General features: G+C 38.4%; 19 protein-coding genes. 1 reads left to right on the plus strand and 18 read right to left on the minus strand.

All coding sequences use genetic code 11. The features are described 5' to 3' along the window. Positions 1–132 precede the first annotated feature (132 nt). The 5 genes from ACIP9C_RS04795 to ACIP9C_RS04815 form a co-directional block, all read right to left on the minus strand. Positions 133–354, minus strand: a complete 222-nt coding sequence (locus tag ACIP9C_RS04795) for a helix-turn-helix domain-containing protein (protein ID WP_401009018.1) — start codon at positions 352–354, stop codon at positions 133–135. 10 nt (positions 355–364) lie between these two features. Next, positions 365–847, minus strand: a complete 483-nt coding sequence (locus ACIP9C_RS04800; protein WP_401009019.1) for a DUF2975 domain-containing protein — start codon at positions 845–847, stop codon at positions 365–367. An 18-nt stretch (positions 848–865) separates the two neighbouring features. Further along, the gene (locus ACIP9C_RS04805) at positions 866–1,348 is read right to left on the minus strand and encodes a DUF2975 domain-containing protein (protein ID WP_401009020.1); all 483 of its coding nucleotides are present in this window, start codon (positions 1,346–1,348) and stop codon (positions 866–868) included. Positions 1,349–1,568: 220 nt separating this feature from the next. Further along, complete coding sequence (locus ACIP9C_RS04810; protein ID WP_340823105.1) at positions 1,569–2,657, minus strand: M42 family metallopeptidase; 1,089 nt, start codon at positions 2,655–2,657, stop codon at positions 1,569–1,571. A 109-nt stretch (positions 2,658–2,766) separates the two neighbouring features. Further along, the gene (locus tag ACIP9C_RS04815) at positions 2,767–3,252 is read right to left on the minus strand and encodes a dUTP diphosphatase (RefSeq protein WP_401009021.1); all 486 of its coding nucleotides are present in this window, start codon (positions 3,250–3,252) and stop codon (positions 2,767–2,769) included. A 104-nt stretch (positions 3,253–3,356) separates the two neighbouring features. On the opposite strand from ACIP9C_RS04815, the gene ACIP9C_RS04820 reads away from it, so the two are divergent. Continuing rightward, positions 3,357–3,752: a sigma-w pathway protein ysdB gene (locus tag ACIP9C_RS04820; RefSeq protein ID WP_172772388.1), complete on the plus strand. Its 396-nt coding sequence runs from the start codon at positions 3,357–3,359 to the stop codon at positions 3,750–3,752. Between the two features lie 91 nt (positions 3,753–3,843). Here ACIP9C_RS04820 and ACIP9C_RS04825 read toward each other — a convergent pair whose 3' ends face one another. The 13 genes from ACIP9C_RS04825 to ACIP9C_RS04885 all read right to left on the minus strand — a co-directional run bounded on the left by ACIP9C_RS04825 (position 3,844) and on the right by ACIP9C_RS04885 (position 17,900). Then, on the minus strand, positions 3,844–4,116 hold the full coding sequence (locus ACIP9C_RS04825; protein WP_401009022.1) for a DUF1294 domain-containing protein: 273 nt from the start codon (positions 4,114–4,116) through the stop codon (positions 3,844–3,846). Between the two features lie 399 nt (positions 4,117–4,515). Next, on the minus strand, positions 4,516–4,875 hold the full coding sequence (rplT, locus tag ACIP9C_RS04830; protein ID WP_024363826.1) for a 50S ribosomal protein L20: 360 nt from the start codon (positions 4,873–4,875) through the stop codon (positions 4,516–4,518). Between the two features lie 58 nt (positions 4,876–4,933). After that, positions 4,934–5,134 carry a 50S ribosomal protein L35 gene (gene rpmI, locus ACIP9C_RS04835; protein ID WP_024363825.1) on the minus strand — a complete coding sequence of 67 codons (201 nt, stop codon included), beginning with the start codon at positions 5,132–5,134 and terminating at the stop codon, positions 4,934–4,936. A 32-nt stretch (positions 5,135–5,166) separates the two neighbouring features. Further along, on the minus strand, positions 5,167–5,670 hold the full coding sequence (gene infC / locus ACIP9C_RS04840; protein ID WP_024363824.1) for a translation initiation factor IF-3: 504 nt from the start codon (positions 5,668–5,670) through the stop codon (positions 5,167–5,169). Between the two features lie 395 nt (positions 5,671–6,065). Further along, the gene (gene thrS / locus ACIP9C_RS04845; protein ID WP_401009023.1) at positions 6,066–8,000 is read right to left on the minus strand and encodes a threonine--tRNA ligase; all 1,935 of its coding nucleotides are present in this window, start codon (positions 7,998–8,000) and stop codon (positions 6,066–6,068) included. A 396-nt stretch (positions 8,001–8,396) separates the two neighbouring features. Further along, complete coding sequence (gene dnaI / locus ACIP9C_RS04850; RefSeq protein WP_401009179.1) at positions 8,397–9,335, minus strand: primosomal protein DnaI; 939 nt, start codon at positions 9,333–9,335, stop codon at positions 8,397–8,399. Between the two features lie 15 nt (positions 9,336–9,350). Next, positions 9,351–10,724, minus strand: a complete 1,374-nt coding sequence (locus tag ACIP9C_RS04855; protein ID WP_401009024.1) for a replication initiation and membrane attachment family protein — start codon at positions 10,722–10,724, stop codon at positions 9,351–9,353. Between the two features lie 18 nt (positions 10,725–10,742). Continuing rightward, complete coding sequence (nrdR, locus tag ACIP9C_RS04860; protein WP_172772392.1) at positions 10,743–11,213, minus strand: transcriptional regulator NrdR; 471 nt, start codon at positions 11,211–11,213, stop codon at positions 10,743–10,745. Between the two features lie 414 nt (positions 11,214–11,627). After that, the gene (locus tag ACIP9C_RS04865; protein WP_401009025.1) at positions 11,628–12,650 is read right to left on the minus strand and encodes a glyceraldehyde-3-phosphate dehydrogenase; all 1,023 of its coding nucleotides are present in this window, start codon (positions 12,648–12,650) and stop codon (positions 11,628–11,630) included. Between the two features lie 501 nt (positions 12,651–13,151). Then, positions 13,152–13,745, minus strand: a complete 594-nt coding sequence (gene coaE / locus ACIP9C_RS04870) for a dephospho-CoA kinase (protein ID WP_401009026.1) — start codon at positions 13,743–13,745, stop codon at positions 13,152–13,154. Positions 13,746–13,758: 13 nt separating this feature from the next. Next, complete coding sequence (gene mutM, locus ACIP9C_RS04875; RefSeq protein ID WP_401009027.1) at positions 13,759–14,631, minus strand: bifunctional DNA-formamidopyrimidine glycosylase/DNA-(apurinic or apyrimidinic site) lyase; 873 nt, start codon at positions 14,629–14,631, stop codon at positions 13,759–13,761. Positions 14,632–14,643: 12 nt separating this feature from the next. Further along, complete coding sequence (gene polA / locus ACIP9C_RS04880; protein WP_401009028.1) at positions 14,644–17,271, minus strand: DNA polymerase I; 2,628 nt, start codon at positions 17,269–17,271, stop codon at positions 14,644–14,646. 197 nt (positions 17,272–17,468) lie between these two features. After that, entirely contained in the window at positions 17,469–17,900 is a 432-nt protein-coding gene (locus ACIP9C_RS04885; protein WP_401009029.1) for a DNA polymerase I, read from the minus strand. Positions 17,901–18,168: the final 268 nt, after the last annotated feature.

Raw genomic sequence — 18,168 nt, forward strand, 5'->3', positions numbered from 1 at the left:
CGTTTCATCGAAAAAATTTAGGACCAGTTCATCCTGAATACTTATGTAAAGCACTATAAAAAAGAGCCTACCCGTAGGCAAGCTCCATTTATAAATATGCTATCGTTTACTGCAAATTGAATGTTTCTTTTATTAATCTAGCGCAGTTTCATCACTTCGGTATTCTAAAATATCTCCTGGCTGACATTCTAATGCCTTACAAATCGACTCTAAAGTAGATAAGCGAATCGCTTTGGCTTTTCCATTTTTTAAGATAGATAGATTAGCCATCGTTATGCCAACCCTATCCGAAAGTTCCGTTACACTCATTTTTCGTTTTGCTAACATCACATCGATGTTAATGATAATTGCCATATCCTCAACCTCACACTATTAACTCATTTTCAGATATTATATCTACGACTTCTTTAACAAGATGTTGGAGAACACCAGCAAAGGTTGCAATGACACTTGAAGCAAAAGTAAAATATAATCCTAATGCCATAATACCAGCTCTGTCCCCATCGAGAAATACCGCTACAAAAAGGGTTCCACCTACAATAAATCCACTGATGATGATTACACAGAACTTAATAATCTTTAATGCCCCCACCGATAATTGCGAAAAAATATTATTTTTATCAATGTATATTAAAAGCTTAAATGCTTGATATAACGCAATAAAAAATGGGAGAGCCAATGCATAGCCAGCTAGTAAAAAAGGATACTGTAAATAAGCAGAGTCTGGATTCATTTTTACATCACTACTAGCTATATCAGGCACACAAAATAAATAAAAAGTTAATGGCACGATTCCTATAAGATAACTCCTTTTAAAAATATCGTTGTACCTCGTTTCATCAAACACCTCCTAATATCAATCTTCTCAAACTACTAGGTCGTTTTCCGATTTTATATCGATCGCTTCTTGTAATAGTCTTTGAAGTACAGCCGCAAATACGGCAATGACCATAGAAGCAAAAGGGACAAGCAATCCAACAAATATTACCCCTGGAGCGTCGTCCATCTCTGCAAAAAGGTAAAAGAGTGGCAACGCTAGCACATGTAAACTGCTAATTGTAATGGCACAGTATTTGATTTTCTTTAATGATTTAACGGATAATTCCGAAAATGCTTTGTTTTCATCGATGTTGCGTAAAAGTTGAAACGCCTGATATAAAGCAAAGTAAAATGGAATCGAAGAAGCATAAAAAATAATCGAAACGATATATTTTATTGATGAAAACGATGGGAGCAGTTTTGCTGCAAGCTTTCCTAATTCAGGGACAAGAAAAATACACAATGCTAGAACTGGAATGGCCATAAGCATCACTGCTATTTTTAAAAACAAAGTTGTTGCTATTTTCATAAAAACACCTCATTGGTTTATTTTCAATTTGATTTTAAACTAAAATTTATCGTTTTACAATAAAAAAACATTGAAATTCACCAAAATATTATTGTTATCTTTCTAACCTTTAGTGTTTTCATCAATTTTACCGCTAGTGTACAACACCAACTTACTCAGACATAAGCATAAAAAAAAGCCTTCTAACATTTTAGTTAGAAGGCTTTTTTTATTGTAACAATTAATCAAATGTAATTTTATTCACTGCATCACGGTCTAATTTTTTAATAACTTCAACCATTAGCTTAACAGCGTTATCGTAGTCATCACGGTGTAAAATACCTGCGTGTGAATGGATATAGCGTGTTGCAATACCGATTGATAAAGCAGGCACACCATTTGCCGTTACATGGATTGAACCAGCGTCTGTACCGCCACCAGCCATTGCTTCAAATTGATATGGGATATTGTTTTCATCAGCCACATCTAAAACAAATTCACGTAAACCACGGTGTGATACCATTGAAGCATCATAAACAACGATTTGTGGACCTGCACCCATTTTGCTGTTTGACTCTTTCGGTGTTACGCCTGGAGTATCTCCTGCCACACCTACATCAACTGCAAAACCGATATCTGGTTGAATTTTATGTGTTGCTGTTTTCGCACCACGAAGACCTACTTCTTCTTGTACATTCCCTACAGAATATAGGATATTTGGATGTTTTTCATCTTTCAATGCCTTCATGACATCAATTGCAATCGCACAGCCAATACGGTTATCCCATGCTTTAGCTAATAAGTATTTGTCATTTTTCATTACATTGAATTCGAAATAAGGTGTTACCATGTCACCAGGGCATACTCCCCACTCAAGTACTTCTTCTTTTGATGCTGCACCCACATCGATAAACATGTCTTTAATGTCTACCACTTTGTTACGCACATCAGCTGGTAAAATATGAGGTGGTTTAGAACCGATTACTCCAATAATTTCTTCACCTTTACGTGTTGTAATTGTTACGCGTTGTGCAAGCATTACTTGGCTCCACCAGCCACCAACTGTTTGAAATTTGATGAATCCTTTTTCATCAATTTGAGTCACCATAAAGCCTACTTCGTCTAAATGGCCAGCTACCATAATTTTTGGGCCGTTTTCATCGCCCACTTTTTTAGCAATTACACTACCTAAATGATCTGTTTCTACAGTATCTGCGTATGGTGCGATGTATTTTTTCATGACCTCACGTGGTGCACGCTCGTTACCTGCAATCCCATTCGCGTCTGTTAAATCTTTAAACATTTGCAAAGTTGAATCTAGTTGTGTCATCCTTTTGCCTCCTACATTTTGTATCTCATCTATTATACTTCGTTTACCGAAATATTCCTAGTGAATTTGTCTGAAAATTGGTGTTTTTTTTACTCTTTAGTCTAGTAAATTAATAGCCACTACGTTGGCGATTATAATTTTCTTCATTTTTTTCAATGTATGCTGACACTACATCCTCAAATGTGAAACCGAGGTTAAACGCAAGTAAACCATAGCATTGCCAAATCGCTAAATATCTATCCTCTGTTGGATGGTTAACAAACGTTAATATATAGTCCTGTGTCATTAAAAATGTTTCTGTTAAATCTCGCTTCTCCTCAACAACAGGCCATTTTTCAATAGACGTATACCCTTTTAATAGTCCTAGCGATAAAATAAAATGAATAGAATCCACATACTCCTCTAAAATCACATCACGCTTGGACGGCCCTTTCTTACTCCAAAACTTAAAGCAACGTGTTTCATTAGCAAGTTCCGCTAGTTCTACCATTAATGCGAGTCCTTTTTCTTTAAAAACATCACGTTCAATTTTTTGTGTAGTTTCAATAAAATGATCTAGTTCTTTTTGCATCGTAAATAATTGTTGTAAATTCATTTTTTTCTCCTAAATTTCTAAAAAAATATTTTTAAAAAGTGAAACTAAATGTCTCCCCTAATCGTATAGGTAGGAATAACCTTTCTTCAAGGGGGAATTTTAAAATGTTACCGTTACTTATTCGACTTGCTGTGATAGCGCTTATTATCTATGTATTCTATAAAGCGATTCGATATATAACCGATCCTAAACGAAAACTCGATGAAGCCTATGAAAAAGGCCAATATTACTTTTATGATGACGTAAAAAATGTTCGAAAGAATTTCTTTATTTCTTTTAAGGGTGCGCTTTTTGAAGGTGAAAAATACTTAGGCACAACAGAAGATGCATTTGAGGTCGTTACCATATTTGTAGGTGCTCGCGATGCCGCAACTTTACAAGGGTTTACTAGAAGTGACTTCGAGTATCTCCAGCAAGAAATCCTATTTAACTACCCTAACGCTAAAATTAACTGGAAGCAACCCATTGAACAGCTTATGCGTAACACATCCTCCACATGAGGATGTGTTTTTTACGCAAAAATTGCCCGCAGGAAGTGCCTGTCACTCACACAATTTAGAATATTAGAAGTGCCTGTCACTCACACAATTTCTAGAAAGAGCTGCCCCATAATTGCACAATAATAAAAATTTGAATTGCCGCAATCAATGGAAAGCCAAACGCAAAGCTGTTATGGCGTGTTTTATGACGAAATAAATACATGCCTAAAACGCCACCAACTGCCCCGCCTGCAATCGCTAGTGTAAATAACGTACGCTCAGCAATGCGCCATTCATGCTTTTTTGCGCGTGATTTATCCATGCCCATCATGACGAGTAATACGACTGAAACAATTGCCATATAGGCAAGTAATGCTTGAGCCATTAAAACAACCTCCTATGTAAAAAGACTGATGAAATAACCCCCATCAGTCTTAACTATACACTAATTTATTTACCCCTGTCGCTTCGCTTGGGGGTAGAAACACTTTTTGCCCATGTTGCTTCCCTTCGGGACAGAAATATCTTCTGCCCTGTCGCTTCGCTTTCGGGGCAGAAACCTTATTTTGCCCCTGTCGCTTCGCTTTCGGGGCTGAAACCTTATTTTGCCCCTGTCGCTTCCGCTTTCGGGGCTGAAACCTTATTTTGCCCCTGTCGCTTCCGCTTTCGGGGCTGAAACCTTATTTTGCCCCTGTCGCTTCGCTTTCGGGGCTGAAACCTTATTTTGCCCCTGTCGCTTCGCTTTCGGGGCAGAAATAAAAAAGAGCGACTATGTCGCTCTTTTTTATTTCGCTACTGCTTTTTTAGCAGCTTCTGCTAATTGTGTGAATGCTGCAGCATCTGTTACAGCTAAGTCAGCTAACATTTTACGGTTAACTTCGATACCAGCAACTTTTAAACCGTGCATTAAACGGCTGTATGAAAGACCGTTCATGCGAGCAGCTGCGTTGATACGAGTGATCCATAATTTACGGAAATCACGTTTTTTCTGACGACGGTCACGGTATGCATATTGACCTGATTTCATTACTGCTTGGTTAGCAACTTTATATAATGTATGTTTAGAACCATAGTAACCTTTAGCTAATTTCAATACTTTTTTACGACGTTTGCGCGTCACTGTTCCGCCTTTTACGCGTGGCATATGAATTACCTCCTGCTTTTCATTAAAAAATGAATATTAGTTTATTTTGTGTAGTCAATCATTTCATGTAAACAAGTAATGATTTGATGCGTTTGAAGTCACCTGATGATACAACTTTACCTTTACGTAGGTGACGTTTTTGTTTTGTAGATTTGTTTGCGAATAAGTGGCTTCCGTAAGCACGGTCATATTTTAATTTACCTGAACCCGTTTTTTTGAAACGTTTCGCAGCTCCACGGTGAGTTTTCATTTTTGGCATGTCGAATTCCTCCTAAACTGTTTCGTCTAATACTATTTCTCGTTCTTTGGTTGAAGAACTAAGAACATGCTTCGGCCTTCCATCTTCGGTTTTTGTTCAACCGTAGATACTTCAGCACAAGCTTCAGCAAATCGATCTAATACACGTTGACCAATGTCTTTGTGTGTAATCGCACGACCTTTGAAACGTAGGCTACATTTAACTTTATCACCTTTTTCAAGGAATTTAATCGCATTACGTAGCTTTGTTTGGAAATCATGTTCATCGATTGTTGGGCTCAAACGAACCTCTTTCATCACGATGACTTTTTGATTTTTACGAATTTCGCGGTCTTTCTTTTGCTGTTCAAACTTAAATTTACCATAGTCCATGATACGAGCGACTGGCGGCTTGGCTTGAGGGGCCACAAGGACAAGATCCAAGTTTACACGAGTGGCGATTTCTAGCGCTTCGTTACGTGTCTTTACACCAAGCTGGTCACCATTGTGATCGATTAATCGAAGTTCACGTGCGCGAATGCCTTCGTTTACATACATGTCTTTGCTAATAGTAATCCACCTCCAAGTAGTTGTCGCGAATACATGGTTTGGGCAAAGCCTTGCCCGGTTGAACGGTACATCCTCTTGTCATGTCCATAAAAAAAGGACGGACATTTTTGAAGATGTCCGCCCGCTATATGTGCATGCGTAAGTGTACGCAAAACAATTCAACGTGTCATACCTGTTCACAGCCTAAGCGTTGTATCAGGTGAGAAGCGGGCAGCCTCTACTTCAACCACAAACTTTGTATTCATTAACCTTAATTATATTAGCATGTACAATTTAGATTGTCAAATATGTTTTTTACAATCTTATAATTATTATGTGCAATACTTTGAAACTTTATACGTAATATAACACAATGAAAGAACATTATCTACTCATTTGTTCTATTAAAAACGTGTAACCTCAGCTTTAATATTTGCTAGGAAGTCCTCGAAAGAAATTGTTTCTGAGTCTTTTGAGCCGTAGCGACGCACGTTAACACCGTTTGCCTCAACTTCTTTATCCCCAATAACAAGCATGTATGGGATCTTTTTCATTTGTGCTTCACGAATTTTGTAACCAAGTTTTTCTTCACGGTCATCCATTTCAACACGTAAACCTGCTGCTGTCAACTGTTCTTCGATTTGTTTTGCATAATCAAAGTGTGCTTCGTTCGATACAGGAATTACCTCTACTTGAACTGGCGCTAACCAAGTTGGGAATGCACCTTTGTATTCTTCAATTAAGAATGCTACAAAACGTTCCATTGTTGACACAACACCACGGTGAATTACAACTGGACGGTGTGGTTTGCCATCTTCACCTACGTATGTTAAGTCAAAGCGTTCTGGTAATAAGAAGTCTAATTGTACAGTTGATAATGTCTCTTCTTTACCAATCGCTGTTTTTACTTGGACGTCAAGTTTAGGACCGTAGAATGCCGCCTCACCTTCAGCTTCGAAGTAGTCTAGGCCTAGCTCATCCATCGCTTCTTTTAACATGCTTTGCGCTTTTTCCCACATTGCATCGTCATCAAAGTATTTCTCTGTATCCGCAGGGTCACGGTAAGAAAGACGGAATGAGTAATCTTTTAAATCAAAGTCTTTGTATACTTCTAAAATTAATTGCACAACTTTTTGGAACTCTGCTTTAATTTGATCTGGACGAACAAAAATATGTGCATCGTTTAAAGTCATCCCACGTACACGTTGTAATCCTGAAACCGCACCTGACATTTCATAACGGTGCATTGTACCAAGCTCAGCAATACGTAATGGTAAGTTACGATATGAGTGCATGCTGTTTTTGTAAACCATCATATGGTGTGGACAGTTCATCGGACGCATAATTAATGTTTCATTGTCCATTTCCATTGGTGGGAAAATTGAATCTTGGTAATGGTCCCAGTGACCAGAAGTTTGGTAAAGCTCTTTTGAACCAAGTACTGGTGTGTATACATGTTTATAACCTAGAGATAATTCTTTATCTACAATATAGCGTTCAATAACACGACGGATTGTTGCACCATTTGGTAACCAAAGTGGTAAACCTTGACCAACTTTTTGAGAAGTTGTAAATAACTCCAATTCTTTACCGATTTTACGGTGGTCACGTTCTTTTGCTTCTTCTAACATTTGTAGGTGATGCTTTAATTCTTCTTTTTTGAAGAAAGCAGTACCGTAAATACGTTGAAGCATTTTGTTATCAGAGTTTCCTCTCCAGTAAGCACCTGCTAATGATAGTAATTTAAACTCACGTAGTTTACCTGTTGATGGTACATGTATACCACGACAAAGGTCGAAAAACTCACCTTGATAATAAATAGACACTTGCTCATCAGCTGGAATTGCTTCAAGTAATTCTAATTTGTATTCATCGCCAATTTCTTCATAGATTGCTTGTGCTTCTGCACGGCTTACATTTTTACGCTCTACCTCTAGATTTTCAGCAATAATTTTTTTCATTTCTTTTTCGATTGCCGGAAGGTCTTCAGCAGTGATTGGTGTTTGTGCATCAATGTCATAGTAGAAGCCACCTTCAATAACTGGACCAATGCCAAGCTTCACTTCTGGGAATAAACGTTTAATCGCTTGAGCTGTAAGATGGGCAGTTGAGTGACGAAGGATTTCTAATGCTTCTTGATCATCTTGCGTAATAATAGCAATTGTTGCATCTTCTTCAATTGGTGTTTTTAAATCTACTAATTCCCCATTTACTTTACCTGCATATGCTTTTTTACGAAGCCCTGGGCTAATAGATAATGCTACATCATCAGTAGATGTACCTTTTGCAAATTCCTTTACAGCGCCATCAGGGAACGTTAATTTAATCATATCTGACATTTTTCTGCACTCCTTATATGGTTGTTTTTGTGATGCATGATGAAACAGTGCACTTTATGTGTAGTGTAAGTTTGAGCACTAAAAAAATCCCCAAAAACAAAAAAGCCCCGTCCCTCACAAAAGGGACGAAGCGTATGCTCGTGGTTCCACCCTTCTTCCTTCCGACAAAATAGTCAGACGAAGCTCAAGGCTAGCTAACGGGCTAGGGACCGGCGAAAGATATTCCCTTTCGCTGCTCAGCAGGTAGTAAAAAATGTGCCCAAACTAGGAAGCTTACAGCCGATGACTTCCCTCTCTAAAAGCTGTTACACAAAATTCATGTCCTCATCATTGCATTGTGATATATAGTATATGTGACAGTATACGCTCGATTGTCGTAAAATGCAACTGCCAATATTATAATCGTCGATTTTTGCCACGCATTTCAATTGGTTCTGTTAAAGCTTTAATACGTTCCATAATACGTCCAGCTTTCACAACCTCAATATCCCCTTTTTGGGACTGAGCTAAATGATGTTCTAATTCATCATAATTAAAATTGGATGTAATGAATGTTGGCAATTGCTCTGCCATTCGATAATGGAAAATAGTTCCCAAGATTTCATCGCGCGTCCAAGCTGACATCGTTTCCGCTCCTAAATCATCGAGCATCAACACTGGCGCCTTTTTCACATAATCTATTTTGTCATTTAAAGTATTGTCACCAATAGCATTCTTCATTTCACGTAAAAATTCAGGTACGAAAACAACTACTGAACGAATCTTCTTTGAAGCTAATTCGTTAGCAAGTGCCCCAAGCACAAAGGATTTTCCTACACCGAACTTTCCATATAAATAAAAACCTTTCGTTGGAAGCTTCCCTGTTTCCTCAGTTTTCTTAACAAACTGTGCCGCTCTTTGCGCAATAAGGACACGAGATTCATCATCAATCATTAAATCTTGAATTGTCGCCTGAAGCACATCTTTCGGCATATGCATACTAGCAATCATATTAGCAACATCACGACGTTCTTCCTCACGTACCTTTTGTTCACAGCGTACGTAATCTATTTCTACCGTATTGCGTACTACACGTAATGTTGGAATAAAACCTTTTAAATAGTTTGTACAATGTGCTGTATTATCGCAGCCACAGCAAACAGTAGACTGACTAATAAATTCATGAAGCTTTGGTAAATTGCGTTCGACTGCATCATAGCTAAGCTCTTCTGCATGCTCTGCTAAAAAAGCTTGCACTCTAGGGTGTTCTAAAATTTCTCTACGCATCGCTTCATATCGCTCTTGAAATGATGGTACATTAATTGCTCTTTTTAATGGCTTGTTAATTGGTTCGATTGCCATTCACCTACCTTACTTATCGCTTTTCCCTAGCATTGCTAATATTTTTTGACGCTCTTTTTCAAAATCCATTGCGCTTGAAGAAGATGCGTTTTCTTCGGGTTGCTCATTGCGTTTATAAAACCACTCAGGCACCTTTTCCTTACGCTGATTGTCTGCTCGACCTTTGGCATATTGGTTATTTTTAGTCGGTGTCTGTGGTTTATTTTTCCACGTTGTGTATTTATCATGTTCTTGGCGTGCAAGTTCCATTGCTTCCTTCGCCGTCTTAATATTTTTTCGTACCCAATGGTCGGCAATCGTTTCTACATACTTCTTTGGTAGCTTCATATCCGTTGATAGCATGACATACTCAAGGAGTGCATTGACTACGCCTACTGGCATCCCATGCTGGACGATTAAATTCTCGGCTAGCTGGACAGATGTTTGCAATGGCTCTTTCCCATTATTAATATCTCGTAACACTTGGACGGGAGGCGTTGATTCTAAATAATGTTGCAGCTCCTCATCCTTCGTTTTTTGAACAGCATCTTCCTCTACCGGGGAAGCAAATACTTTTGCAAGCTTCGGTGGCTCTTTTGAAACTGTGAGTTTATAAAAATCAGCTGCTGCTTTTCGCAAACGTTCTAATGAAATACCTAAATCATCATCAAGGGCTAAAATAACAACTTTTTGCATATCTAACGCAGTTAAATGATATAAGAATGCTAGTTTCGCAATTGTTTCACGCACTTCAAGCGTCAGTAAATTTGCTGGTACTAACTGGTCAGATAAACCTGCCTGTAACAACTCAAAGTCAAATTGCTCAAAATAAAACGGATAAACCTTTTGCGAATTTTCTTTGCTTTCAATCCCACCTTGCAGGTCTGTAGGTATATTAGTGTTGACTGGTTTAAAGACATCCATAAAGGCACGGGATACATCTTTAAATTCTGTACCTCTTACAGGTTGAATAAAACGTTGGCGCAACTTCCGATACGCCTGTTCTCCAATTTTACTAAACAAAAACATAGACAATAGTGGATCTTTCATAAAGCTATCTGCATCAAGAGGGCGCATTAGCTCATATACAAAGCATCGCTGTTCTAGCTCTTCTTTTTTCCATGTACGCAATAAACCGATTGCTTCAAGGGCAATACGCGCTTCGAACACTTTGCCTATTGGCAGGCCGAGCACATTCATTAAATAATAATGATTCATTTGCTGTCTTGGCATTTGCTCTGCTTCAGCCCATAACGTTAAATAGAGACTAATTGGCTCAGCACCAGTTAGTGGTTGATAAAATAACGTTACTAATTGACGTTCCATCGTGGAAAGCGCATGAGGTAGACGAATGTCAAAAGTATCTGCTGGTTGCAATTCTTTATACAAATGAATCAACGTCATTCACCCTCTCTGTTTTCCCTATGATTTTTGCTCTGTTTGACGTTGAATAATTTCTTTTATTTCCTCGATAAAAACATTGATATCCTTAAACTGACGATAAACCGAAGCAAAACGAACATAGGCAACTTCATCGATTTTTGCTAAGCGGTCCATTACCATTTCTCCAACATCCTCTGATCGTACTTCAGCATTTCCAATACGTCGAAGGTCTTTTTCAATAGACATTACAAGTGCCTCTAATACATCTAAAGCGACAGGTCGTTTCTCACAAGCACGAATAAGACCGCGCAAAACCTTCTCGCGGCTAAACTCTTCTCGCGAGCCTTCTTTTTTCACAACGACTAACGGTGTCTCTTCAATTTTTTCAAACGTTGTAAAACGAAAGCCACACGACTCACATTCACGACGTCTACGTATTTCTTTATTATCATCTACTGGCCTCGAATCCACTACACGTGTTCCGTTAAATTGGCAAGAAGGACATCTCATATTTTTACTCTCCTGATTCCACAACAATTTGATATTTATATTATAACAAATTTCCTACAAGTAAGAAAAGCTCATTCATCCAACCGTAGTATGGCAGATGCTTACAGACCTAGAACAGTGTACATTTTCCCTTCTTTTCTTTTCAGCAAACAAGGTGCTGGAAACGTCTTTGAGAAGTCTAAAACAACAAAAAAATGCTTTTGCTATTGCTATTCCCTTTCCAAATATAAATCTTCGTGGACTTCTGTGGGAATGCACGCAGTGTAAGCCTTAACAGGAGGAGCACAGCGACGGTGGCAATTTACATCGAGCCCACAGAAGGCGCTGTGGATTTTTTACAATTAGGAGTCAAATAGTTTGCTTATAAAAAAAAGCACATTGAAACCATCAAGATTTCAATGTGCTAAGACTTCATTAAGCGCTAACTGTTTCTAATGCTTTTGCAACTTTTTTTACTAGGTCTACTACACGTGCAGAATAGCCCCACTCGTTATCGTACCAAGCAAGTACTTTCACTTTACGATCTCCCATCACCATTGTTGAAAGACCATCAACTGTTGATGAGTATGTTGTTGTGTTGTAATCAGAAGATACAAGCGGCTCGATTGAGAAGTTTAAAATGCCTTTCATAGGGCCTTCAGTCGCTGCTTTCACAAATGCAGCATTGACAGAATCCACTGTAACATCAGTATTTAAATCTACAACAAGGTCTACTAATGATACATTTGGTGTTGGAACTCGAAGTGCCATACCATGAATTTTACCTTCCAATTCAGGTAACACTAATTTTAACGCTTTGGCAGCACCTGTTGAAGTTGGAATAATAGATTGTGCACAACCGCGCGCACGACGTAAATCTTTATGTGGATTATCTAAGTTTTTTTGGTCATTTGTATATGCGTGAACTGTTGTCATTAAACCGCTTTCGATACCAAATGTATCATTTAACACTTTTGCAACTGGTGCTAAGCAGTTTGTTGTACAAGAAGCATTTGAAATTACGTCATGTTTTTCAACATCAAGCTTTTCATCGTTTACACCTAAAACAATTGTAACGTCCTCGTTTTTACCAGGTGCTGTTAAGATAACTTTTTTTGCGCCTGCTTCAAGATGCATAGCTGCTTTCTCACGATCATTGAATTTACCAGTTGCTTCAATTACAATATCTACACCCATTGTAGCCCATGGTAATTTTAATGGATCACGTTCGCTAATAATTTGGACATGTTTACCATTTACAATTAAAGCATCGCCCGCTGGTTCAATCGTACCTTCGAATGTTCCGTGATTTGTGTCATACTTAATCAAATGTGCTAACGTTTCTGCTGGGTAGCTTGCATTAATTGCAACAATATTTAAACCTTCCTGTACGATCGCTTGGCGGAATACCATACGTCCGATACGTCCGAAACCGTTAATAGCAACTGAGACTGTCATTATAAAATCCTCCTGTGAGTGCATACTCATATTCATTATATACTTTATGCTAATTAGTATAACACAATTTTAAAAAAGATGAACATTATATATCCATAATAAAAAAGTTCTTATTTTCTGAAAAATAGAACCCTTTTTGAAATGAAAAAATTCAGTACTTCATCCTTATTATTTCGCATAAAAACAAAAAAATGCGCAGCAATTATCGCTGCGCAAAAGAATGCTGACAAAGTCGTATTCAAGCAAAATTGAACATCCCCTTTGGCAAATTCCCTCTATAAGGCCATTGACCAAGATAGCATTTTAAAATTTAAGATAGCAAAACATGATTTATAATGTTCAGTTGATTGGAGCGGAGGACGGGCGACTCCTGCGGGAACGCACAAAACGTAAGACGCAACAGACCGCGCGTTAGCGAGGGTTGCGGCTTACGGTGTGCCCACGGAAAGCGCCCGCCCAGAGCGGAAATTAACGGTAGCAACTAGCTATCCCCGCACTTTTCTAAAGTACGTCCCAATGAGTAAGTATCTTAATTAACTGCTCTTCTGTTTGCTGTAAATTTTCATTGTTATAAATGACTGCATGTGCACTTTTTTCTTTCACAGACATTGGTAACTGCGAATGCATGCGTGCTAGCGCATCTTCTTTTGATAATTGATTGCGATCCATTAATCGTCGAAGCTGCACCTCTTCGCTAACTGAAACTACAAGAATGCGCTCAACAAAATGCTGCAATTTGCTTTCGAAAAGTAATGGAATATCCATCACTACATGTTTTTGTCCTGCCTCTAAATATGCATCACGTTGATGTAGCATCTCCTGACGAATAGCAGGATGCATAATATCATTTAAAATTTTTCGTTTCGCAGGCTCATGGAAAATAATATCCCCAAGCTTTGGACGATTCAAATTGCCGTCATTAAGCAATATGTCTTCGCCAAAATTTTGAACAATGAGTGCTAACGTTTCCGTTCCTGGTTTTACCACATCACGTGCAACAACATCTGCATCGACAATCGGTAAGCCAAGTGCTGTCATCATTTTTGCGACTGTACTTTTGCCACTCGCAATACTTCCTGTTAGTCCGATAATCATAACTAATTCCCCTTTAATGTTGACAATTTGGACAAAATACAGATGTACGTCCACCGATTGTCATTTGACTCGTCTCTGTACCACATACCGGGCATATCTTCTTTCCATACATTTGTAATCGATTTTGCATGCTCCCTGCTTCACCGTTAATATTTCGATAATCCGAAATTGTCGAACCTCCTGCTTCAATGCTTTGACGCAGAACGTCAACAATTGCATCAAAAAGTGCACGTTTGCGCTTTTCACTTATGCGGTTCATTTTGCGGGCAGGGTGAATTTTTTGGACAAACAGCGCCTCTGTGGCATATATATTGCCACAGCCTGAGATAACTTGCCCGTCCATAATTACTTCTTTAACAGCTTTTTTCTCATATTTCGGTAGCAATGATTTAGCTATAAAATAATCGCTTGCTGCTTCATCGAACGGTTCAGGCGCCATTTTTGTTAGTGGTGCATGATCTTCTATTTTTGTTAAAAACCGTAGCTCGCCAAAACGACGAATATCTGAGTATATTAAATAGCCACCGTCTGCCATTTGAAAAGTCGCATGGATGTGCTTTTTAAATTTTTCCTCATTGATATCTTCAGGAGTGTCCACAATAAACCATGCACCTGTCATGCCTAAATGACTGACCAAAACATAGGACAATTCCTCTTTCATCAAATGAAAAAATATATACTTTGCACGACGCTCAATTTTCGTAATCTTCATTTGAGTTAATGCCATCTCAAATGCATCCGGCTCTGCTTGCTTCACTATACATTGCTTTCCTTCATCATAAGAAAAGCGAATCACTTCTGAAAGTTGTACCTGCTTTATTGTGCGACCTTCAATTTCTGGCTTTAATGCCTGTACGACACCTTCTACCTCTGGTAATTCAGGCATTTTAACCCCTCCTTACTTTGCATCGTACCATGTTGCCCCAAAATCAAAGTCCACTTTCAATGGAACATTTAGTTCAATGGCATTTTCCATTACTTCTGGTACGATTTTTTCTAGTAATGCAATTTCTTCCCTAGGTGCTTCAAAAATTAATTCATCGTGTACCTGTAGAAGAAGCTTTGCTTGCATGTTTTCTTTTTTCAAGCGTGCATCCATATCTATCATTGCTTTTTTAATAATGTCTGCAGCACTTCCTTGAATCGGTGTATTCATCGCTGTACGCTCCGCAAAACTACGTAAATTGAAATTCGAACTTGTAATATCCGGTAAATAACGACGGCGATTTAATAGCGTTGTGACATAACCATTAAACTTCGCATCCTGTACAATTTCATCCATATATTTTTTAACACCTGGGAAGCTGGCAAAATATTTCTCAATAAAAATAGCTGCTTCCTTACGTGTGATATCTAAATTTTGTGATAATCCATAGTCACTAATTCCATAAACAATCCCAAAGTTAACTGCTTTAGCAGCCCTACGCATATTGCTATCAACTTCTTCTGCAGGAACATGGAAAACATCCATCGCTGTACGTGTATGAACATCCATGCCTTCGCGGAAAGCTTCCACTAAGTTTTTATCCTCTGACATATGGGCTAAGACACGCAATTCGATTTGTGAATAGTCGGCCGAGAAAAGAATCCAATCTTCTTGTGATGGCACAAATGCCTGACGTATTTTACGACCTTCCTCTAAGCGAATAGGAATATTTTGTAGATTAGGATCTGTTGAACTTAGACGGCCTGTTGACGTTAGTGCCTGCTGGAAGCGTGTATGCACTTTACTGTCCGCTTCGTGAATTTCTTTTAGCAAGCCTTCAATGTAAGTAGATTGTAACTTACCAAGCTGACGGTACAATAAAATATGCTCGATAATAGCATGTTCAGGCTTTAATTTTTCCAACACATCAGCCGCTGTGGAATAACCTGTTTTCGTTTTTTTAATGACTGGCAAACCAAGCTTATCGAAAAGTATAACGCCTAACTGCTTTGGTGAATTAATATTAAACGCTTCTCCTGCTTCAGCATAAATTTCCTGCTCAATAATGACTAGCTTATTACTCAACTCTTGCCCCATCGTTTCAAGTGTTGAACGGTTCACTGTGATGCCTTCGCTTTCCATTTCGCTTAAAATCGAAGCCAATGGTAGTTCTAGGTTTTTATACAAGTCAAACTGTTCATTATCCTTTAACAATGCCTCTAGCTTAGGTTGTAATTCCCACACAGCAAACACTTTTCGGCTGGCATGTTCGGCTAAAATTTCGATAGCAGGTATAGCACGTTTTGCTCCTTTTCCATAGACCGCCTCATTAGCTTGCACTTCACGATATCCAAGGTCTTTGGCTAGTGTTGCCACATCATCACCGCTGAGTGCCGGATTATTGATATACGAAGCTAGCAATAGGTCAAACTCGACACCTGCTAAACGAATTCCAACACGTTTCAAAGCCGCCTGAGCTGCCTTCGTATCTGAAATATATTTAGTTTTAGTTACATCTTCTAGCCAGCGGCGAAGTACATCTGATGTAGAGACTACATCGAATGGCACATAAAACGTATTAGTACCATCCGTTAATGCCATACCTAACTGCTGACATGTATGATAATGCTCGTCCTCTAACTCTAAATGTATCGCCATGACATCCTTTAATTGCTCAGGCTTTACATCTTGCACAATGTCATATTCGAATGGAGCACGTTGTTCTTCTTCCACAGAAAAATCACTTTTTTCAAGTAGTGATTTGAAGCCAAGCTCTTGCCACACACTAATTAGCTCTTCTTCATTTGGCCCACTGTAAGCAAGATCATTAAAAGTTACTTCAATTGGCGCCTCTGTGAAAATTGTAGCAAGCTGTTTACTCATAAGTGCCTGTTCTTCATTCGCAACAAGCTTTTCTTTCATCTTTGAAGCTTTTAACGTATCCATTGCTTCATATAGTGCCTCAACTGAACCATGCTCTTTTAGCAATTTAACAGCTGTTTTTTCTCCAACACCAGGTACCCCAGGAATATTATCCGAAGCATCTCCCATGAGACCTTTCATATCTATAATTTGAAGAGGTGTTAAGCCATACTTTTCTTCAATAAATGCAGGCGTATTTTTTTCAATTTCAGTAATACCTTTTTTCGTAATGTACACTGTTACCTTCTCTGTTGCCAGCTGGGTAAGGTCGCGATCTCCTGACACGATAATTACTTCCATATCCTGTTCTGCTGCTTCTTTCGCTAATGTTCCTATAATATCGTCGGCTTCGTACATTTCAAGTTCATAACGCTTAATCCCATAAGCATCGATAAGTTTACGAATATAAGGAAACTGCTCTGATAGTTCTGGTGGCGTTTTTTGACGGCCGCCTTTATATTCTGTAAATGTATCGTGACGGAACGTCGTTTTACCTGCATCAAAAGCAACGAGCATCTTCGTAGGTTGCTCTTCCTCCAAAATTCTTTGCAACATCGTTGTAAAACCATACACTGCATTCGTATGAATGCCGCTATCATTCGTTAGTAGTGGCAACGCAAAAAACGCGCGGTAAGCTAAACTATTACCGTCTAGTAATAGTAATTTTTCCTTAGTCATTTTATTATCCTCCTGAAGTCGTCGTTCTTTTAATTGTAAAACGAAAACGTATGTTTGAAAATGCTCTTTCCTCTACTTTATCGGGAAAGTAAACTTTTTACCAATCATAGGACGTATATTAGTTAAAAAATTCATGTACATTTTCTGCTAAATCCATAAAAAAAGTCAATTGCACATTGCAATCGACTCCCCTACTGTTATTGACTTACGTTATTAACTCTTTCTTTACGATGGAATATTTCCTCATATATAACCGTCATAATGAAGGCATTCATAAAAGCAATGACGAAAAATAAAGGCATTCCACCTAGCTTTAAATGTGTTAGCCCTGTACTAAATACCATAATCACACCGATTTGTGATAGGAAGAAAATAAAGCCAATTCCAACTTGCCAAATTGGACGTTTTTCTTTACGTTTCTCGTACCAGAACATTCTTTTAAAAACTTTTCGTACATCCTCTGCAATGACTAAACCTAATAAAAACAAAATTACAAAAAATACCGGTATATAATAAACACTTTTCGTCACCCATGCAAAATCAGTTATACGGAAGAAAAGTGTAAAAAGCGATGCAATACTACAAGCAATCCCTAAATTTTGGAGCCACGTGCTAAAAAATATTTTCACAGCTATTACCCCCCATTTATCATTTCTAAACATCATCATTTTATCAGAAAATAGCAATCTATGACACCACCAATTATTTGTTTGCATTATTTTCTTTGCTTTGGTGCCAGGCACTTTAAACGGAACAAAAGAGAAAAAGTGTTAGATTGACTGCCATCAATCTAACACTTTTATTTGCAATACAGTTGTTGTCCGTTACGGCGGTGCTTTCTGGGGGCACACCGTAAGCCCCAACCGCAGGAGGGACCATCTCCACTCCCATCAACTA

Source organism: Lysinibacillus sp. NPDC093210, assembly GCF_044753985.1.
In the GTDB taxonomy this organism is placed as follows: Bacteria; Bacillota; Bacilli; order Bacillales_A; family Planococcaceae; genus Lysinibacillus.